The sequence below is a fragment of the Synechococcus sp. H55.11 genome, from assembly GCF_047462475.1.
Classification (GTDB): Bacteria; Cyanobacteriota; Cyanobacteriia; order Thermostichales; family Thermostichaceae; genus Thermostichus.
The window spans coordinates 19,184-33,072 of sequence record NZ_JANSJI010000067.1; the positions used below are offsets into that span (position 1 = coordinate 19,184).

General features: G+C 59.3%; 16 protein-coding genes. 10 read left to right on the forward strand and 6 right to left on the reverse strand.

Going from position 1 to position 13,889, the window contains the following annotated elements; genetic code table 11:
• The 3 genes from rsfS to NW853_RS02890 all read left to right on the forward strand — a co-directional run bounded on the left by rsfS (position 1) and on the right by NW853_RS02890 (position 2,158).
• On the forward strand, positions 1–372 hold the full coding sequence (gene rsfS / locus NW853_RS02880; RefSeq protein ID WP_414335040.1) for a ribosome silencing factor: 372 nt from the start codon (positions 1–3) through the stop codon (positions 370–372).
• Positions 373–874: 502 nt separating this feature from the next.
• Positions 875–1,198 (forward strand): hypothetical protein, encoded by a 324-nt coding sequence (locus tag NW853_RS02885; protein WP_414347671.1) that lies wholly within the window; start codon positions 875–877, stop codon positions 1,196–1,198.
• Positions 1,199–1,246: 48 nt separating this feature from the next.
• A complete protein-coding gene (locus NW853_RS02890) occupies positions 1,247–2,158 on the forward strand; it encodes a histone deacetylase (protein ID WP_414335042.1) in 912 nt (303 codons plus the stop codon).
• On the opposite strand, the gene NW853_RS02895 is transcribed toward NW853_RS02890, so the two are convergent.
• The 5 genes from NW853_RS02895 to remA all read right to left on the reverse strand — a co-directional run bounded on the left by NW853_RS02895 (position 2,155) and on the right by remA (position 6,120).
• Entirely contained in the window at positions 2,155–3,306 is a 1,152-nt protein-coding gene (locus NW853_RS02895; protein WP_414335043.1) for an NAD-dependent epimerase/dehydratase family protein, read from the reverse strand. The genes NW853_RS02890 and NW853_RS02895 overlap by 4 nt on opposite strands.
• A 100-nt stretch (positions 3,307–3,406) precedes the next feature.
• On the reverse strand, positions 3,407–4,345 hold the full coding sequence (locus NW853_RS02900) for a spermidine synthase (RefSeq protein WP_414347673.1): 939 nt from the start codon (positions 4,343–4,345) through the stop codon (positions 3,407–3,409).
• Positions 4,346–4,467: 122 nt separating this feature from the next.
• On the reverse strand, positions 4,468–4,926 hold the full coding sequence (gene speD / locus NW853_RS02905) for an adenosylmethionine decarboxylase (protein WP_414335045.1): 459 nt from the start codon (positions 4,924–4,926) through the stop codon (positions 4,468–4,470).
• Positions 4,927–5,119: 193 nt separating this feature from the next.
• A complete protein-coding gene (gene gmk, locus NW853_RS02910) occupies positions 5,120–5,767 on the reverse strand; it encodes a guanylate kinase (protein WP_414335046.1) in 648 nt (215 codons plus the stop codon).
• 83 nt (positions 5,768–5,850) lie between these two features.
• A complete protein-coding gene (remA, locus tag NW853_RS02915; RefSeq protein WP_414335047.1) occupies positions 5,851–6,120 on the reverse strand; it encodes an extracellular matrix/biofilm regulator RemA in 270 nt (89 codons plus the stop codon).
• A 260-nt stretch (positions 6,121–6,380) separates the two neighbouring features.
• On the opposite strand from remA, the gene NW853_RS02920 reads away from it, so the two are divergent.
• The 3 genes from NW853_RS02920 to lipA all read left to right on the forward strand — a co-directional run bounded on the left by NW853_RS02920 (position 6,381) and on the right by lipA (position 8,924).
• Positions 6,381–7,397 carry a phosphotransferase enzyme family protein gene (locus NW853_RS02920; protein WP_414347676.1) on the forward strand — a complete coding sequence of 339 codons (1,017 nt, stop codon included), beginning with the start codon at positions 6,381–6,383 and terminating at the stop codon, positions 7,395–7,397.
• Positions 7,398–7,448: 51 nt separating this feature from the next.
• Complete coding sequence (locus NW853_RS02925; RefSeq protein WP_414335709.1) at positions 7,449–7,946, forward strand: DUF4079 domain-containing protein; 498 nt, start codon at positions 7,449–7,451, stop codon at positions 7,944–7,946.
• Positions 7,947–8,069: 123 nt separating this feature from the next.
• Positions 8,070–8,924: a lipoyl synthase gene (lipA, locus tag NW853_RS02930; protein ID WP_414335707.1), complete on the forward strand. Its 855-nt coding sequence runs from the start codon at positions 8,070–8,072 to the stop codon at positions 8,922–8,924.
• Here the strand turns inward: lipA and NW853_RS02935 are convergent.
• On the reverse strand, positions 8,921–10,165 hold the full coding sequence (locus tag NW853_RS02935) for an Era-like GTP-binding protein (protein WP_414335705.1): 1,245 nt from the start codon (positions 10,163–10,165) through the stop codon (positions 8,921–8,923). The genes lipA and NW853_RS02935 overlap by 4 nt on opposite strands.
• Before the next feature lie 135 nt (positions 10,166–10,300).
• Here NW853_RS02935 and NW853_RS02940 point away from each other — a divergent pair, with 135 nt between their 5' ends.
• The 4 genes from NW853_RS02940 to aroQ all read left to right on the forward strand — a co-directional run bounded on the left by NW853_RS02940 (position 10,301) and on the right by aroQ (position 13,839).
• Positions 10,301–10,450: a hypothetical protein gene (locus tag NW853_RS02940; RefSeq protein ID WP_414335704.1), complete on the forward strand. Its 150-nt coding sequence runs from the start codon at positions 10,301–10,303 to the stop codon at positions 10,448–10,450.
• A 720-nt stretch (positions 10,451–11,170) separates the two neighbouring features.
• Positions 11,171–13,120 carry an acetate--CoA ligase family protein gene (locus NW853_RS02945; protein ID WP_414335703.1) on the forward strand — a complete coding sequence of 650 codons (1,950 nt, stop codon included), beginning with the start codon at positions 11,171–11,173 and terminating at the stop codon, positions 13,118–13,120.
• 112 nt (positions 13,121–13,232) lie between these two features.
• Complete coding sequence (locus tag NW853_RS02950; RefSeq protein WP_414335702.1) at positions 13,233–13,364, forward strand: hypothetical protein; 132 nt, start codon at positions 13,233–13,235, stop codon at positions 13,362–13,364.
• Positions 13,342–13,839 (forward strand): type II 3-dehydroquinate dehydratase, encoded by a 498-nt coding sequence (gene aroQ, locus NW853_RS02955; protein WP_414335700.1) that lies wholly within the window; start codon positions 13,342–13,344, stop codon positions 13,837–13,839. Before NW853_RS02950 ends, aroQ begins: the two co-directional genes overlap by 23 nt.
• Positions 13,840–13,889 lie beyond the last annotated feature (50 nt).

Below are 13,889 nucleotides of genomic sequence, written 5' to 3' on the forward strand. Positions count from 1 at the left end.
ATGCCTGCCCCTGCCGGGGATCCCATCTATCGCATGGCGTTGAGCGCAGCTCGCGCGGCGGAAGAAAAAAAAGGTGGCGACATTGTTCTGCTGGATGTGTCCCAGATTTCCACACTGGCAGACTACTTCCTTTTGATCAGCGGCTATTCGCTTACACAGGTTCGCGCCATTGCCCGGGCAATTGAGGAAAATCTTTGGGAGAAGTGGCAACAAGCTCCGCGCCGCATCGAAGGCCAAGACTCAGGCTCCTGGATTCTGATCGACTATGCGGATCTCATCGTCCATGTGCTCTTGCAAGAGGAAAGAAACTACTATGACCTAGAATCTTTCTGGATCCAGGCCCAGCGAGTTGATTTACCATTGGCGGGCTAGCCTCATTGTTTCTGAGTTCAGATCCCTAAGCTGCAACGGCTTTGCGGAGCCCGTAGCTGGGGCCAGCAGTCACCTGTCTGGCCTCTCAGCACTTGTCTCAGCAGTATTCCAAGCCGGCTTTGGCGCGCTAAGTTAGCCAATTGTCAAAAAATATGTAAGTTCCTTGATATTCCCATAATTTTTCACATAGTCGTATGCTAGCGTGGTGGGCGAGGAGTGGTTGAGTGAGATCTTCTTTCTCACTGTGGCTGAGCTTCTATAGTCTTTGTTAAATACTGTACCCTGCTCTCCTCGGAAGCTCGATAATTTTTCGTTGGTGCCGGATGCCAGCGAAGCGATCTTCAAGGTTTCTGATGGTTCCTGTTGGCTGCTTTTAGCGGCAAGCGGGAAGACGAACGAGGTAAATAGAGATGGAAAGGCTTAGCCGCAGAAGAGATCTTACACACGCTTTGTTTAATACCTGTTTTAAGAGTGACAGGGATTTTTAGGAGGGACGTTGATCATGATGGAAAAGATGTTGGTTAATATCGTTGAGTATCTGGCCCTAGGAGAGCTGGAAAATTACCTCTGTACCGAGCATCCCCATCAGCAGGTGTTTCATGACGCCAAGGAGCGGGAAGCGATGATGCAGCAGATCCTAAACCGCGTTCCTGCTGTCTACATGTGGCTGGCTGCCGATGAGTGTCCCAGCCGCGATCAGCTCAACCCCTCTGAGCTGGAATTGCTCCGCTCAGTGGTGCGGGATGTGGTCAAGCAGAAGCTGCAACAAGCTTCTTTTGGCGTTGACCCCTATGCGGGATCCATGTCGGAAGCTTTTTACGGGTAGAGAAGCACGGGCTTAGGCTAAACTGCGAGAACATTGCCTCGCCCTGGTATGTTGCCCGTCTACTATTCGGAGACCTTTCTCCGCCACGACACTGGTCCCTTCCATCCTGAGCGCCCGGCTCGCCTGCAGGCCATTGTCAAGGCGCTGCGCAGCGCCTCTTTCGCCGAGCATCTGGAATGGCGGGATCCCCCCTTGGCCGATCTGGCCGAGTTGGAGCGGGTTCACCCGCGCTGGCACATTCAACGGGTGGCCGAGTTGGCCGCGAGGGGCGGGGGACGCATCGACGCAGATACTTCCGTTTCCGCAGCAAGCTTCGAGGCGGCGCGCTTGGCGGTGGGAGCCTGGCTTGCCGCTTCCGCTTCGGCTTTGGCCGCAGCTCAGCCGGCTTTGGTGCTGTGTCGCCCGCCGGGGCATCACGCGGAGCCAGAACGGGCGATGGGGTTTTGCCTCTTCAGCAACGCCGCCATTGCTGCCCTCTGGGCCCTGGAGCAGCCAGGGGTAAGGCGGGTGGCGATTTTCGATTGGGATGTCCATCACGGCAACGGCACGCAGGCGGTGGTGGAGCGCCACCCCCAACTGGCCTATGCCTCTATCCATCAGTTTCCCCTCTACCCCGGCACGGGCTTGGCCCAGGAAACCGGGATCCACGGCAACCTCTGCAATGTGCCTCTGCCTGCTGGGTCAGACTGGTCGGCCTATAAAAAGGCTCTCGATGAGAAGATTTTGCCCTTCTTGCGGGCCTTCCAGCCGGATTTGCTGCTGGTGAGCGCGGGCTTTGACTGTGCCAAAGGGGATCCCTTGGCCAGCATGCTGCTGGAGCAGGAAGACTTTGGCCGCCTGGCTCACCTCTGCCTGGAGGAGGTGACCCGCAAGACCGTCTTCGGCCTAGAAGGGGGCTATGACCTGGAGAATCTGGCCCGCGGCTGGCTGAGCCTGGCCCAAGCTTGCCTAGAGAGCTAGCCCTTCCACTTCACCTTGGGCAGGATCTGCCGCACATCCACCCGGTCTTTGTACTTGAGGGCGAAGTTGAGCAGCGAATCCAAAAGGGAGTCAGACAGATAGTGGGGCTGCAGGCCCAGATCTAGGAGCTTGGTATTTTTGGCGTTGTAGTAGTGCTCCTCTAGCTCGACGCGGGGGTTCTCCAGGTAGTTGATCTCCACCTTCAGACCCAGGGTGGCCCCCGCCTTTTGCACCAACAGCGCCAGTTGCTCCACGCTAAATTGCTCCGTGAACTGGTTCATCACCCGGAACTGACCCGGCTCGGCGGGATGGGCGATGGCCAGCTCCACACAGCGCACCGTGTCGCGGATATCCAGGAAGCCACGGGTTTGGCCCCCCTTGCCGTACACCGTCAGTGGGTGCCCCACCGCCGCCTGAATGCAAAAGCGGTTTAGAGCCGTGCCGAACACGCCGTCGTAGTCGAGGCGGTTGATCAGCACTTCGTCCATGCCGGTTTCTTCTGTTAACACGCCGTACACCACTCCTTGATTGAGGTCGGTGGCCCGCAGGCCCCAGACGCGGCAGGCGAAGTGGATGTTGTGGCTGTCGTGCACTTTGGAGAGGTGATACATGGATCCCGGCTGCTTGGGATAGGGCAGGGTATCCTTGCGGCCGTTGTGCTCGATGGTGATGTACCCCTCCTCGATGTCGATGTTGGGGGTGCCATACTCGCCCATGGTGCCCAACTTCACCAGGTGGCAATCGGGAAATTCCTCCTTGATGGCGTAGAGGATGTTCAGGGTGCCCACCACGTTGTTCACCTGGGTCATCACCGCATGTTCGCGGCTGATCATCGAGTAGGGGGCAGAGCGCTGCTCGCCAAAGTGGACGATGGCATCCGGCGGGAAGCGGCGCATGCAGGAGATCAAGGCTTCGTAGTTGGTGACGTCGCAAACGAAAATGGGAATATCTTTGCCGGTCAAGCCCTTCCAACGATCCACCCGCTGCTCGAGCTGGGCAATGGGCGTCAGGGTAGAAACCCCCAGTTGCAGATCCCAGAGGCGGCGCACGTAGGAATCGAGAATGGCCACCTCATAGCCCCTGTTAGACAGGTGCAGGGCTGTCGCCCAGCCGCAGTATCCGTCACCACCAATAACCAGGACTTTCATCAGGGAAGCAAAATTCGGCTGCTCACGAATCTACCAAGTTATGGCATCGAAGACAAATACCCTGGGATCCCATTTTTAATCGCGGATTGGGGCCGACAGGTTACTCGACCTGAGGAGGGTTATCCAGGGTGTAAACCGTGGTCTCGGCGGCAATGGCGCGGCGCAGGTGAGCCGGGACTTGGTAAAGCCCCAGCAGGGTGATGCCATCGAGAAAGCGCAGCGTCCCTCGAGCGGGATCCAACTGCTGGCTCAGAATCTGGTCGATCTGTTCCGGCTCCGGCCTGGAAGAGATGGGATCCTGGGCTGCCAGGGCAAACCCCAGTGGGCCGCCGTAGGTGGGAGCATAAATGGCGTAGGGCTGCACGGCAGCAAACACCGTTTTCAGGGTGTGAACGATGCGGGTGTGCTGCCACAAGTCCACCGGCCCCGTCGGCCCCGCCTGGAGGACAAAAGCCCCAGCGGGCTGCAACTTGGAGCGGATCTGGCGGAAAAACTCCTGGGTAAAGAGGCGGTAGGCAGGGCCAGCTTCAACAGGATCCGATAGGTCGGAGAGGATGACATCCCAAACCGGCTCTGTCCGGTGGAGAAAGTCGAAAGCATCGGCAATCACGACCTGCACACGCGGATCTTCAAAGGATCCCTGGTGCATTTCCGGCAGGTGCTCTCGACAGGCGGCCACTACCTCCCCATCGATGTCCACCATCACCACCTGCTCCACCGAGCGCCAACGCAGCACCTCCCGCAGCGTCGCCCCTTCGGCCCCTCCCAACACCAATACCCGCCGCGGGATCCCGCCTGCTTGGACGACCTGCACCAGGGCCGGGTGAACCAGAGCCTCGTGGTACAGAAACTCATCCACCGTGGTGGATTGCCAATGCCCATCCAGCATTAGACCCTTGCCGTAGGCCCCCGTCTCGGCGATGAGCATCTCCTGGAAAGGGGTTTTGCGGTAGGCCAGGATGCGCGTGACTGCACGGGCGGCGTAGTCCCAAGGGGTCAAGTACTCCTGAACCCAAAAGAAACTCCTCGGGCTGTCCATCGGCACACCTCGCCGTACCGTTGATAGGAACCGACCTCTGGGATACCCAGATCCCATGCCGGGATTTTCAGTGGTTGAATCTCGAGATCCCGTGAAGTCGGAAAAAGCTGCCACCGGCCATCTCAGCGCCTTCGTCCGGTCGCTTCGCAGGTAAGCACCTCAGCCGAGTCGGGGTCTTCTTCCAGGAGTGTCGGTTGCGTGGTGCGGCGGGGCACCTTGCGCAGGGAATATCGCCGCGCTTGAAACACGTCGATCAAATATTCGCAGGCCGCTTCCGGTCGGGTGTGGCGACCACAGGTAAAGACATCCACCGCCGCATAGCCCGTCTCAGGCCAGGTGTGGATGGAGATATGGGATTCTCCCAAAAGGGCCAGCGCCGTAATCCCCTGCGGCTCAAATGGATGGCACAGTTGTCCCAAAAAGGTGGAGTTGGAACGTCTGGCTGCCTCCCGCAAAGCCTGTTGCACGAGAGAGGCATCATCCAGAAGATTGGCCGGGCAGTCGTAAAGCTCCAGGATACAGTGGATCCCGATCAGAGCTGGAGACCTATCCCCTAATTGGCCAGATAGTGTGTGCAGCATACTATCCCCTAATTGGCCAGATAGAACTGATTAGAACCAGAGGCTGCGCAAAAAGCACAGCTTTACTATCATCTCACAAGCAAAGCCAAATCACACCCCCCAGCGGCTTTTTTCTTAACCGCCAGTTAACTCTAGAGGCGGTTTCGAGGCGCTGCAACCCAGACACCGGCTTTTGAGGGAAGGGTTGGAGAAGCTAAGACTGCTGCTCTCTCGAAGGGGGGGCGGGAGGATAGAGCAGGGCTTCCAGCTCTTGCAGAGCTCGCTCCAGGTTGTCGTTGACAATCACGTAGTCAAATTCGTCTTGGGCATCCAATTCCTTGCGGGCCTGTTCTAGGCGCCGCTCGATGCTTGCCTCTGAGTCTTGTCCGCGCTCACGAATGCGACGTTCTAGCTCTTCCAGAGAAGGGGGACAGAGAAAGATGCGAATGGCGTCTGGATACTGCTGCCTCACCTGGCGGGCCCCGGCCAGCTCAATTTCCAGCAGCACATCCTGACCCTGTCTGAGTTTTTGGCAGACGATCTCGCGGGGAGTGCCGTAAAAGTTGCCGGCATACTGTGCCCATTCCAACAGCTCATTGGCTTCGATCAAACTGAGAAATTCCTCGCGACTGCGAAAGTAGTAGTTGACGCCTTCCTGTTCGCCGGGGCGGGGCGGGCGGGTGGTGACCGAGACCGAAAAATACAGTTCGGGGTGGCGCTGGCGCAATTGGCTGACCAGCGTACCTTTGCCTACCCCGCTGGGCCCTGTCAACACCAGCAGGCGACCGCAAGTAGCAGGAGGTGGAAGGGATCCCTGCGGCTGCGTACACTCAGAGGAAACTGGGGCAGGAGAGGCTGGCATAGGCAGAGAGCGACGAGCTGGTTTGGGTTTGTTTTAGAATATCTCACTCTTGGTTCTTGCAGATGGCTTGCGGCGATGGGCTTTCACTCGGTTTCCTCTGACAAACCGGGCTTGGCCGTTAGGAAGCGGTTGGCAACGGTTTCGGGCTGGATAGCAGAGAGAATCACGTGCCCGGAATCGGTGATGATGACAGCGCGGGTGCGGCGACCGTAGGTAGCATCCACCAACTGGCCCCGCTCGCGGGCATCACTGATGATGCGTTTGATGGGCGCTGACTCGGGACTCACAATGGCGATCACACGTCCGGCGGCGACGATGTTGCCAAAGCCAATGTTGATTAGGCGGGTATCCATAGGGTGATTAGCAAACCTGACGATTGTCCGGCCAGCAACCTTCATTAAGGTAGCAAATAGGTCTCTTTCACAGGTTTGCTAGAACGACACCTGAGTTCGCGGTCAATTGGGCAGAGGGTTCTGACCGGCAAAAAGGCTGCGACTGTAGCAGGTTTAGTCGAAAAAAAGCTGCACAACCCGAACGGCTTACCCTACTTATTGAGGAGGGCAAATGCCCCAACGCCGACCAACTTCCATAGAACTTTAATTTTTCCTGGCCTATGCTTGACTTGACTTGGCTGGATCCCCTTGTCCAGCACTTTCAACTGGGGGATCCGGATCCACCCGAAGCCATCCGAGTGGGCCTCATTCACCAGACCTGGAAACTCAATACCTCTGAGGGATCCTTCATTGCCCAGCGTCTTCATCCCCGCTTGGATCCTGCTGTCACCGAAGACGGTCAAGCCGTCGGCCAATGGCTAAGGCAACAAGGCTTCCCCGTGCCCCAATTTCGCCGCGCTCGGGATGGATCCCTGCATTTGAGCTGGGCAGAAGGGCTGTGGCGGGTTATGGAGTGTCTGCCGGGATCCTCGCATTCAACCCCGCCCGATGGGAGTTACCTGGAAGAGGCAGGGGCAGCCGTTGGACGCTTGCACCGGCTCTTGGCCCAGTGGCAATATCGCTTTCGCTTCCAGATCCCGCATTTTCACGACACGGCCCACCTTTGGCAACAGCTCCGCCAGCGCGACCCGGCGCCAGAAGTGCGAGCAGAATGGCAATTTTTAATCGAAACTGTGCCGCACCTTTTGCTGCCCTCAGGGATCCCAACGCAGATCATCCATGGCGATCTCAAGTTCAACAACTTTTTGTTCGACGAGCAGGGGCGATTTGTGGGTCTGGTGGATCTGGACACCTTTATGTATCACAACCTCTACGTTGAACTGGGAGATGCTTTGCGCTCCTGGGGTAAACGAGGCAATACCTTTCAGCCCAAGGCGATCCTGGCGGGGTTGCGGGGCTATGCCCAAACCGGCAACCTGCACACCCTACAACCAGAACTCATCATCCAAGGGATCCAACTGATTACCCTGGAATTGGGGATCCGCTTTCTGCAGGATTGGTTCGAGGACTGCTACTGGAATTGGGATCCGCAGCGGTACCCAAGTCGCAAAGCCCATAACCTAGCCCGCTGCCAACAGCAAATTTGCCTGTATCAAGACCTCACCCAGATGGCGCCCCAACTGCTGGAGCCCATGCGCGCCCTCGTTGCAGCAGCAAGGGAATTGGCTTTCGGTTAATTTAAATTTATGTTAATTTAGAAGCAGCTTCCTCTTCGTTGCGCGATCCCTATGAGCAGCCTTCAACTTCCCCGCTGGTTGGAATTGGCACTGCCTTTTTTTCACCCTGTGCTGATGATTTTGGCCTTTGCCCTGGCTCTGTATGCCCTCTACCTGGGGCTACAGGCGCGGCGGGTGCGCACCGCCTCGGCAGAAGAACGCAAGGAGCTGATCAAAGGGAAGTTTGCTCAGCGGCACTTCCTGGCCGGATCCCTGTTTCTGGTGTTCATGGTGTTCGGAGCCCTGGGCGGCATGGGGGTCACCTACCTCAACAACGGCAAGCTGTTTGTCGGGCCTCACCTGCTGGCCGGCTTGGGCATTGTCGCCTTGGTGGCCAGCTCGGCGGCTTTGGCGCCGCTGATGAAGGATGGCCAGAAGGTTTGGGCCCGCAATGTTCACCTGATGCTTAACGCGGTGATTTTGGCGATCTTGGGTTGGCAGGCGGTGACCGGCTTTCAGATTGTGCAGCGCATCGTCAACCAGATGCTGACCGCCCCTCAGGTAGCCTGACCCGCTTTGGGCAGAGGCAGTTGCCAGAGAAGGCGTCCATGTCAAAATAGACGCTGTCTCCCTCTCCTTGGGTTGGAGAGGGACGCTTTCTCCAGGTACTTAGCCCCAGTCAACGGTTTTCTCATGTCTGTCAGCCCTCTTCCCAGTTGGGTCAAGCGTTCCATCGGCAAGGCCAGCGATATCTCGGCGGTGCAGCAGGTGGTCAAGCAGCGGGGCCTGCACACCATCTGCGAAGAGGGGCGCTGTCCCAATCGGGCGGAGTGCTACAGCCAAAAGACCGCCACCTTTCTGCTCATGGGCGGGATCTGCACCCGCGCCTGTTCGTTTTGTCAGGTGGCCGGTGGGCGGCCTGCACCGTTGGATCCCGCAGAGCCGGAAAAGGTGGCCGAGGCGGTTGAGCTGCTGGGTCTCCGCTATGTGGTGCTCACCTCGGTAGCCCGCGACGACCTGCCCGACCAGGGATCCGGTCGCTTCGTGGAGGTGATGCAGGCGATCCGGCGGCGCTGCCCTGGGATCCAGATCGAGGTGCTCACCCCCGACTTTCGCGGCGATCGCGACTGCATTGCCCGTGTGGTGGCCGCTCAGCCCGTCTGCTACAACCACAACATCGAAACCGTGCGGCGGCTGTCGCAGGCGGTGCGGCGCAGCTCCGGCTACGACCTATCCTTGCGGGTTTTGCGAACGGTGAAGGAGCTGGATCCCGGCCTGCCCACCAAGTCCGGCCTGATGCTGGGGCATGGGGAAACCCGCGCAGAAGTGCTGGAAACCTTCCGGGATCTGCTGGCGGTGGGGTGCGACCGGCTCACCCTGGGGCAATATTTGCAGCCTTCCTTGGCCCACCGCCCTGTGGAGCGCTACTGGACGCCGGAGGAGTTTGCCGAGCTGGGCCAGATCGCCCGTGAGATGGGGTTTCGCCAGGTGCGCTCCGGGCCATTGGTGCGCAGCTCCTACCACGCTGCTGAAATGGTGCAGAACTAGGCGAGAGAACTGGGCAAAGGCGGTGCGCCGTCTGTCGTAGCCGGCTTTTCCCGTCCGAGCAGGGCATGAAGACCTGCCCCTAGACCGAAGGCTTGGGCCGCAAACCGGCTGAGCGCCTGCGGCGCCAGGGATCCCAGGCGGTATAAACTTGCCCCCGCCACCAAACCCGGCAAAAGGCCGTTGCCCCAGTCTCCCCACAGCCAGGAGCTCATCCCTTCGGCGCACAGCAGCAGCGCCCCATTGAGCAGCAGCGGTCGCCCCAGCCCTTCGCGAAAAGAGACCAGCGCCTTCCATAGGGCTTCCCAGGGCAGATGCAAGCGTACCCCCAAGCCCAACAGCCACAGGCCATCCAGCAGCGGGGCCAGCAGCAAATCCCACCCCAGCGGCGCCAGGCCCACCGCGATCCCCTTGCCGAGGGCAACAACCTTGCCCCATTGCTCTACAAAGCGGGCGTGATGCTGCCATTGTTTTTCCAGAATCTGGGCCTGAACCCAATCCAGCCGCCTCAAGACGTTCAAGGCCAGGAGGGAGCCCGCCTCCGTTTGCAAAATCTCCACAATGCGCCCCCGCAGAGTCTCAATTTGGGGTGCGGGCCGTTCCCACTCCAGGGTGATGCGGCCATCCGGCCAGTGGGTGCGCACTTTCAGAGGTTTTGGGCAAGCGGCGACGGTCAGGATCTCCTGCGGCGACACCCAGCCCAGGTGGCGGCTGATCTGGGCGCGAATCGCCTGCAATTCGGCTTCTGAATAGAGATCGCACTTGTTCAACACCAGCAGGATGGGCTTGTGCAGGGTGCGCAGCTCCAACAGGGCTTGGTATTCCAACTGGGTTAGGTCGGTGGCGATGACAAACAAGATCAAATCTGCCGAGCGGGCCACGTCCCAGGCCAACTGTTCGCGGGCTGCGCCTTCTACTTCGTTCAAACCCGGAGTATCCACCAGCCTCACCCGCCAAGGGATCTCCGGATCCGGTTGCCACAGCAGAGATTGGGGCCGTTGGGTGACCCCATTCAGGGGCCCTACCTCCAGCCGCGCCTCGCCGATCAGGGCATTCAGAACGGCTGACTTGCCGCGGTTGACCAGCCCGAACACCGCAATGGCAAACAGGCGGGCGGTGAGGCGCTTGCGCAAAGCTGATAAAGCTCTCAACTCCGGCTGCACATCCTGACGCCTGGCCAGAGATTGCCAGTGATCCCAGCAACTGTGCAAAACCGTTTCGGCTTGGGCGAGAGGAGGGGTCATAGACAGGGGCAAAGGACTAACCCTCACTCTAGAGGGAATTGCACCCCAGGGCCAGCCGTTTCTCCCCCCCAGCGTGGGGAACCGCCTGGCTCACAGAATAGGGCATGATGGCTTTAGGCTTCTGCTGGCTTTCCTATGCTGTATCGCCTTTCCCCCTCTCTGAAATGGCTCCGCATCGGTGGATCCCATCGTTCTAAGCAAGAGCGCCAGATCGTGCGCAGCCTGCTGGCCTTTGCCGGGGCGCTGTTGGTTGCGGATGTTGTGCTCCTGAGCGCCCTTCATTAGTCGGATGGGCAGGTTGGTCGTTGCTAATTCCGAATAAGTCTGAGACACCTCCCTACCCCTCTGCGCTGCCACAAGCAAAGGGGAGGGGATTTAAGGGCTGGCGGGCGGTTACCTGCAGCTTTTTCCGGCGTTATCTGCTGCAGTCATGTGGATCGATCTCTTGCGTAGGTAAGGCTCCCGCTTGGCTACAGAGCTCCCATAAAGTTCGGAAAAAGCTATATCTCAAACCCAATGAAGACACATCAGGACAGCTTGGTAGCCCCGCACTTTAGCGCGGGGACGAGAAGCCCGTAGGCAAGTTTAGTTGCTCTACTACTAATAATGCTCGTCAACTTATCGTTCCCAAGCACCTACTACGGTGAAAAGCCCGATCCGTGCATTGGGGAACGAGAAGGAACGAAAAGTAAGCAGAATCTTGAGGTTTTGCCTCAAGTGACTGTCTAGGGGCGTCTTGACAACGCCTTTGCGAGTCCGTTTGTGGACTGCGTAAGAATCCCCCGACTTCAGTCGGAGGGAGTGTCAATCCAAGCCGCTTCCCTCACCCCCAGCCCCTCTCCCTCTGGGAGAGGGGGGTTGGGGAGCGGCATGACGAAAGGCTGCACGGGATCCCTTGTGCTGCGGGGAGGGGGGTTGGATCGGGAATAATGGAAGCGGCCTAAGCCGGGAGGGTCAGGTTTTCCCGGAGCTGAGGCTGGTGTTCTTTTTCCCTTGAGGCCGGCTATGGTTTTGCAGGAGGCGGCGGGCGTGCCCCGCATCAACGCGCGCGAGTCGGATGCTTTCGACATTTTCAACCTGAAGCATTATCTCGGCCCCAACCCCTACCTGGATACAGCCGCTTTCACCTTCGACTTTGCCCTCACCCAGTGCCCCCAGCCGCTGCCTATTGAGGCCTACCTGTCCAAGGTCTGCTCCTATTTTCCCTCCTTGCAGGAGGGATCCTATCCTTCCTATGCCCATTTGTTTGCTCGGCTGGTGGCGGAGGTGAACCGGCTGCAGATGGATCTGCACTTGCAGCGGTGGAGCTGTCACCCGTTTCCAGAGTACGTGCGCATTGCGGTGCAGACCTTGCACGGGCGTACCACTCGTGCTGCGGTCTATTTTGCCTGGGATTGGCTGGAGGCCATCGCCCAGGGGGAGCCCTTCGACGTTGAGGGGGAGATGCGTCGCCTGCAGCAACTGTTTCGCGACTCGGTGTACGGCGGGCCGACGGTCTATGCCCTCTTGCGGGCTGCGCACGAACGCGGGATCCCTGCCTGCTACCTGTGGGATGAAGGGGTCATGCAGTATGGCTATGGGCGCAACCAAGTGCGAGGGGTGGCCACCACCTTTCACTGCGACAGCCATCTCGACTCTGACTTCACCACCCGCAAAGACGATTGCAAGGCCTTTCTGGCGGCGCAAGGGTTCCCCGTGCCCCAGGGGGAGGTGGTTACTTCTTTGGCAGAGGCTTTGCCATTGGCGCAGGAAATCGGCTATCCGGTGGTGCTCAAGCCGGTGGCCGGCCACAAGGGGATCGGGGTGACAGCAGGCATTCAAACCCCAGAAGAATTGGCCTTTGCCTACAGTGCAGCGGTGGCAGCCATTCCCCCTGAGCAGCCGATCCGGCTGATCCTGGAAAAGCATCTGCAGGGCAGCGATTTTCGCCTGTTGTGTGTGGGCGGGCGCTTTGTGGCGGCCACAGAACGACGCCCGGCCTCGGTAACCGGCGATGGCCACAGCAGCATTGGGCAACTGATCGAGCAGGCCAACCGGGATCCCGCCCGCTGGGATACCCCCACTTCTCCGCTGGGGCCGATCCAGTGGGACGAGGCGATGGAGCGCTTTCTGGCGGAGCAGGGCCTGACGGCGGACAGCGTGCTGGAACCGGGGCGGACGGTCTACCTGCGCAAGGTGTCCAATCTTTCGGCGGGGGGGGTGAGCCGCGATGTCACGGCCACCGTCCATCCCGACAACGTGGTTTTGGCCCAAACCATTGCCCAGCAGTTCTCGCTGGTGTGCTTGGGCATCGATGTCATCGCCACCAGCCTAGAGCGCTCCTGGAAAGAGGGATCCCTGGGCATTATCGAGATCAATGCCGCACCGGGTGTGCTCATGCACCAAAAGCCGGCGATGGGCACGGGCGTGGATGTGCCAGGGGCGATCCTCGACCACCTGTTCCCCAAGACGGCCCGCATCCCAATTTTGACCTTCAACCGCCTTACCTTGGCCGAGGCGCACACCCTGGTGGAGCACATTCTGTCCCACCGTCCCGGCAGATGGGTAGGATGCGTCTGTCGGGAGGGCGTGCTGCTGAACCACAGCTTTAGGCCCCTGAACGGCAGCCTCTTTCGCCAGGTGAAAACCCTGCTGCGCCATCCCCACCTGGATCTGCTGTTGGCAGAAGCCGACGAAGAGACCCTGGAGCGGGAGGGCTTGGCCTACGAAGGCAGCGACTTGGTGGTGCTGCGGGATCCCTCCGATAAAGAGCTGCAAACCCTGAAGCGGCAGCTCAACCCCGACGGTGCCCTGTTCTTGCAACGGGAGTCCACCCTAACGTTGACGGTGGCCGGCCAGGTGGAGCGGTTTGAGCTGCCAGGAACAGACCTGCAGATGGGGATCCTGCTGCGATCCATGACTCTGCGGATCATCTGCAGAACCCTCAGCCAGATGCTGAAGAACTGGTCTGGCTGAGGCGAGGGATCCCTGTTGGGAAAAAGGCTAACCCTGCACCCCTCGGCAAGAAACGCTATCATAGAAGTCCAATGAGTAGGCTACCTTGGTAAAACCGCAAGAGGCAGGTCGGATGGATTGGGTAGAAAAAGTCCTGGAAAAGCTCCGCGAATGGGTAGAACGGGTGATCGATACCCTGCTAGGCCATCCTCAGCCCCAACCGGCACCCATTCCGGTAGAAAATGGATCCCATCGTCGTCGTTAATCCGACTGCCATTGCCACCGGCGGCGAGACCCTGAGCCTGCTGGTGTTGCACGGCCCCAACCTCAACCTGCTGGGAGTGCGCGAGGTGGGCATTTACGGCTCGGTATCCTTGGAGCAGCTCGATCAGGCTCTGCATCAGCAGGCAGAAAGGCTGGGGGCAAGATTGGAAATTCTGCAGTCCAACCATGAAGGGGTGCTCATCGATGCCATTCACCACGCGCGCCAGCGCCATGCCGGTATTTTGATCAACCCCGGCGCCTACACCCACACCAGCATTGCCCTCCGAGATGCCATTGCCGCCGTGGGATTGCCCACCGTGGAAGTTCACCTGAGCAACATCCACCGCCGCGAGTCCTTCCGGCAGCACTCCTACATTGCCGCCGTAGCGGTTGGGCAAATCAGCGGTTTTGGGGCGCAAAGCTATCTGTTGGGATTACAAGCTCTGGTGCAGCACCTGCGCCTGCAATCGGCGTAGGTGCCCGCAACTGTCCGGCAACGCTTGCACGGCTGTGCCGATCCAGCAGG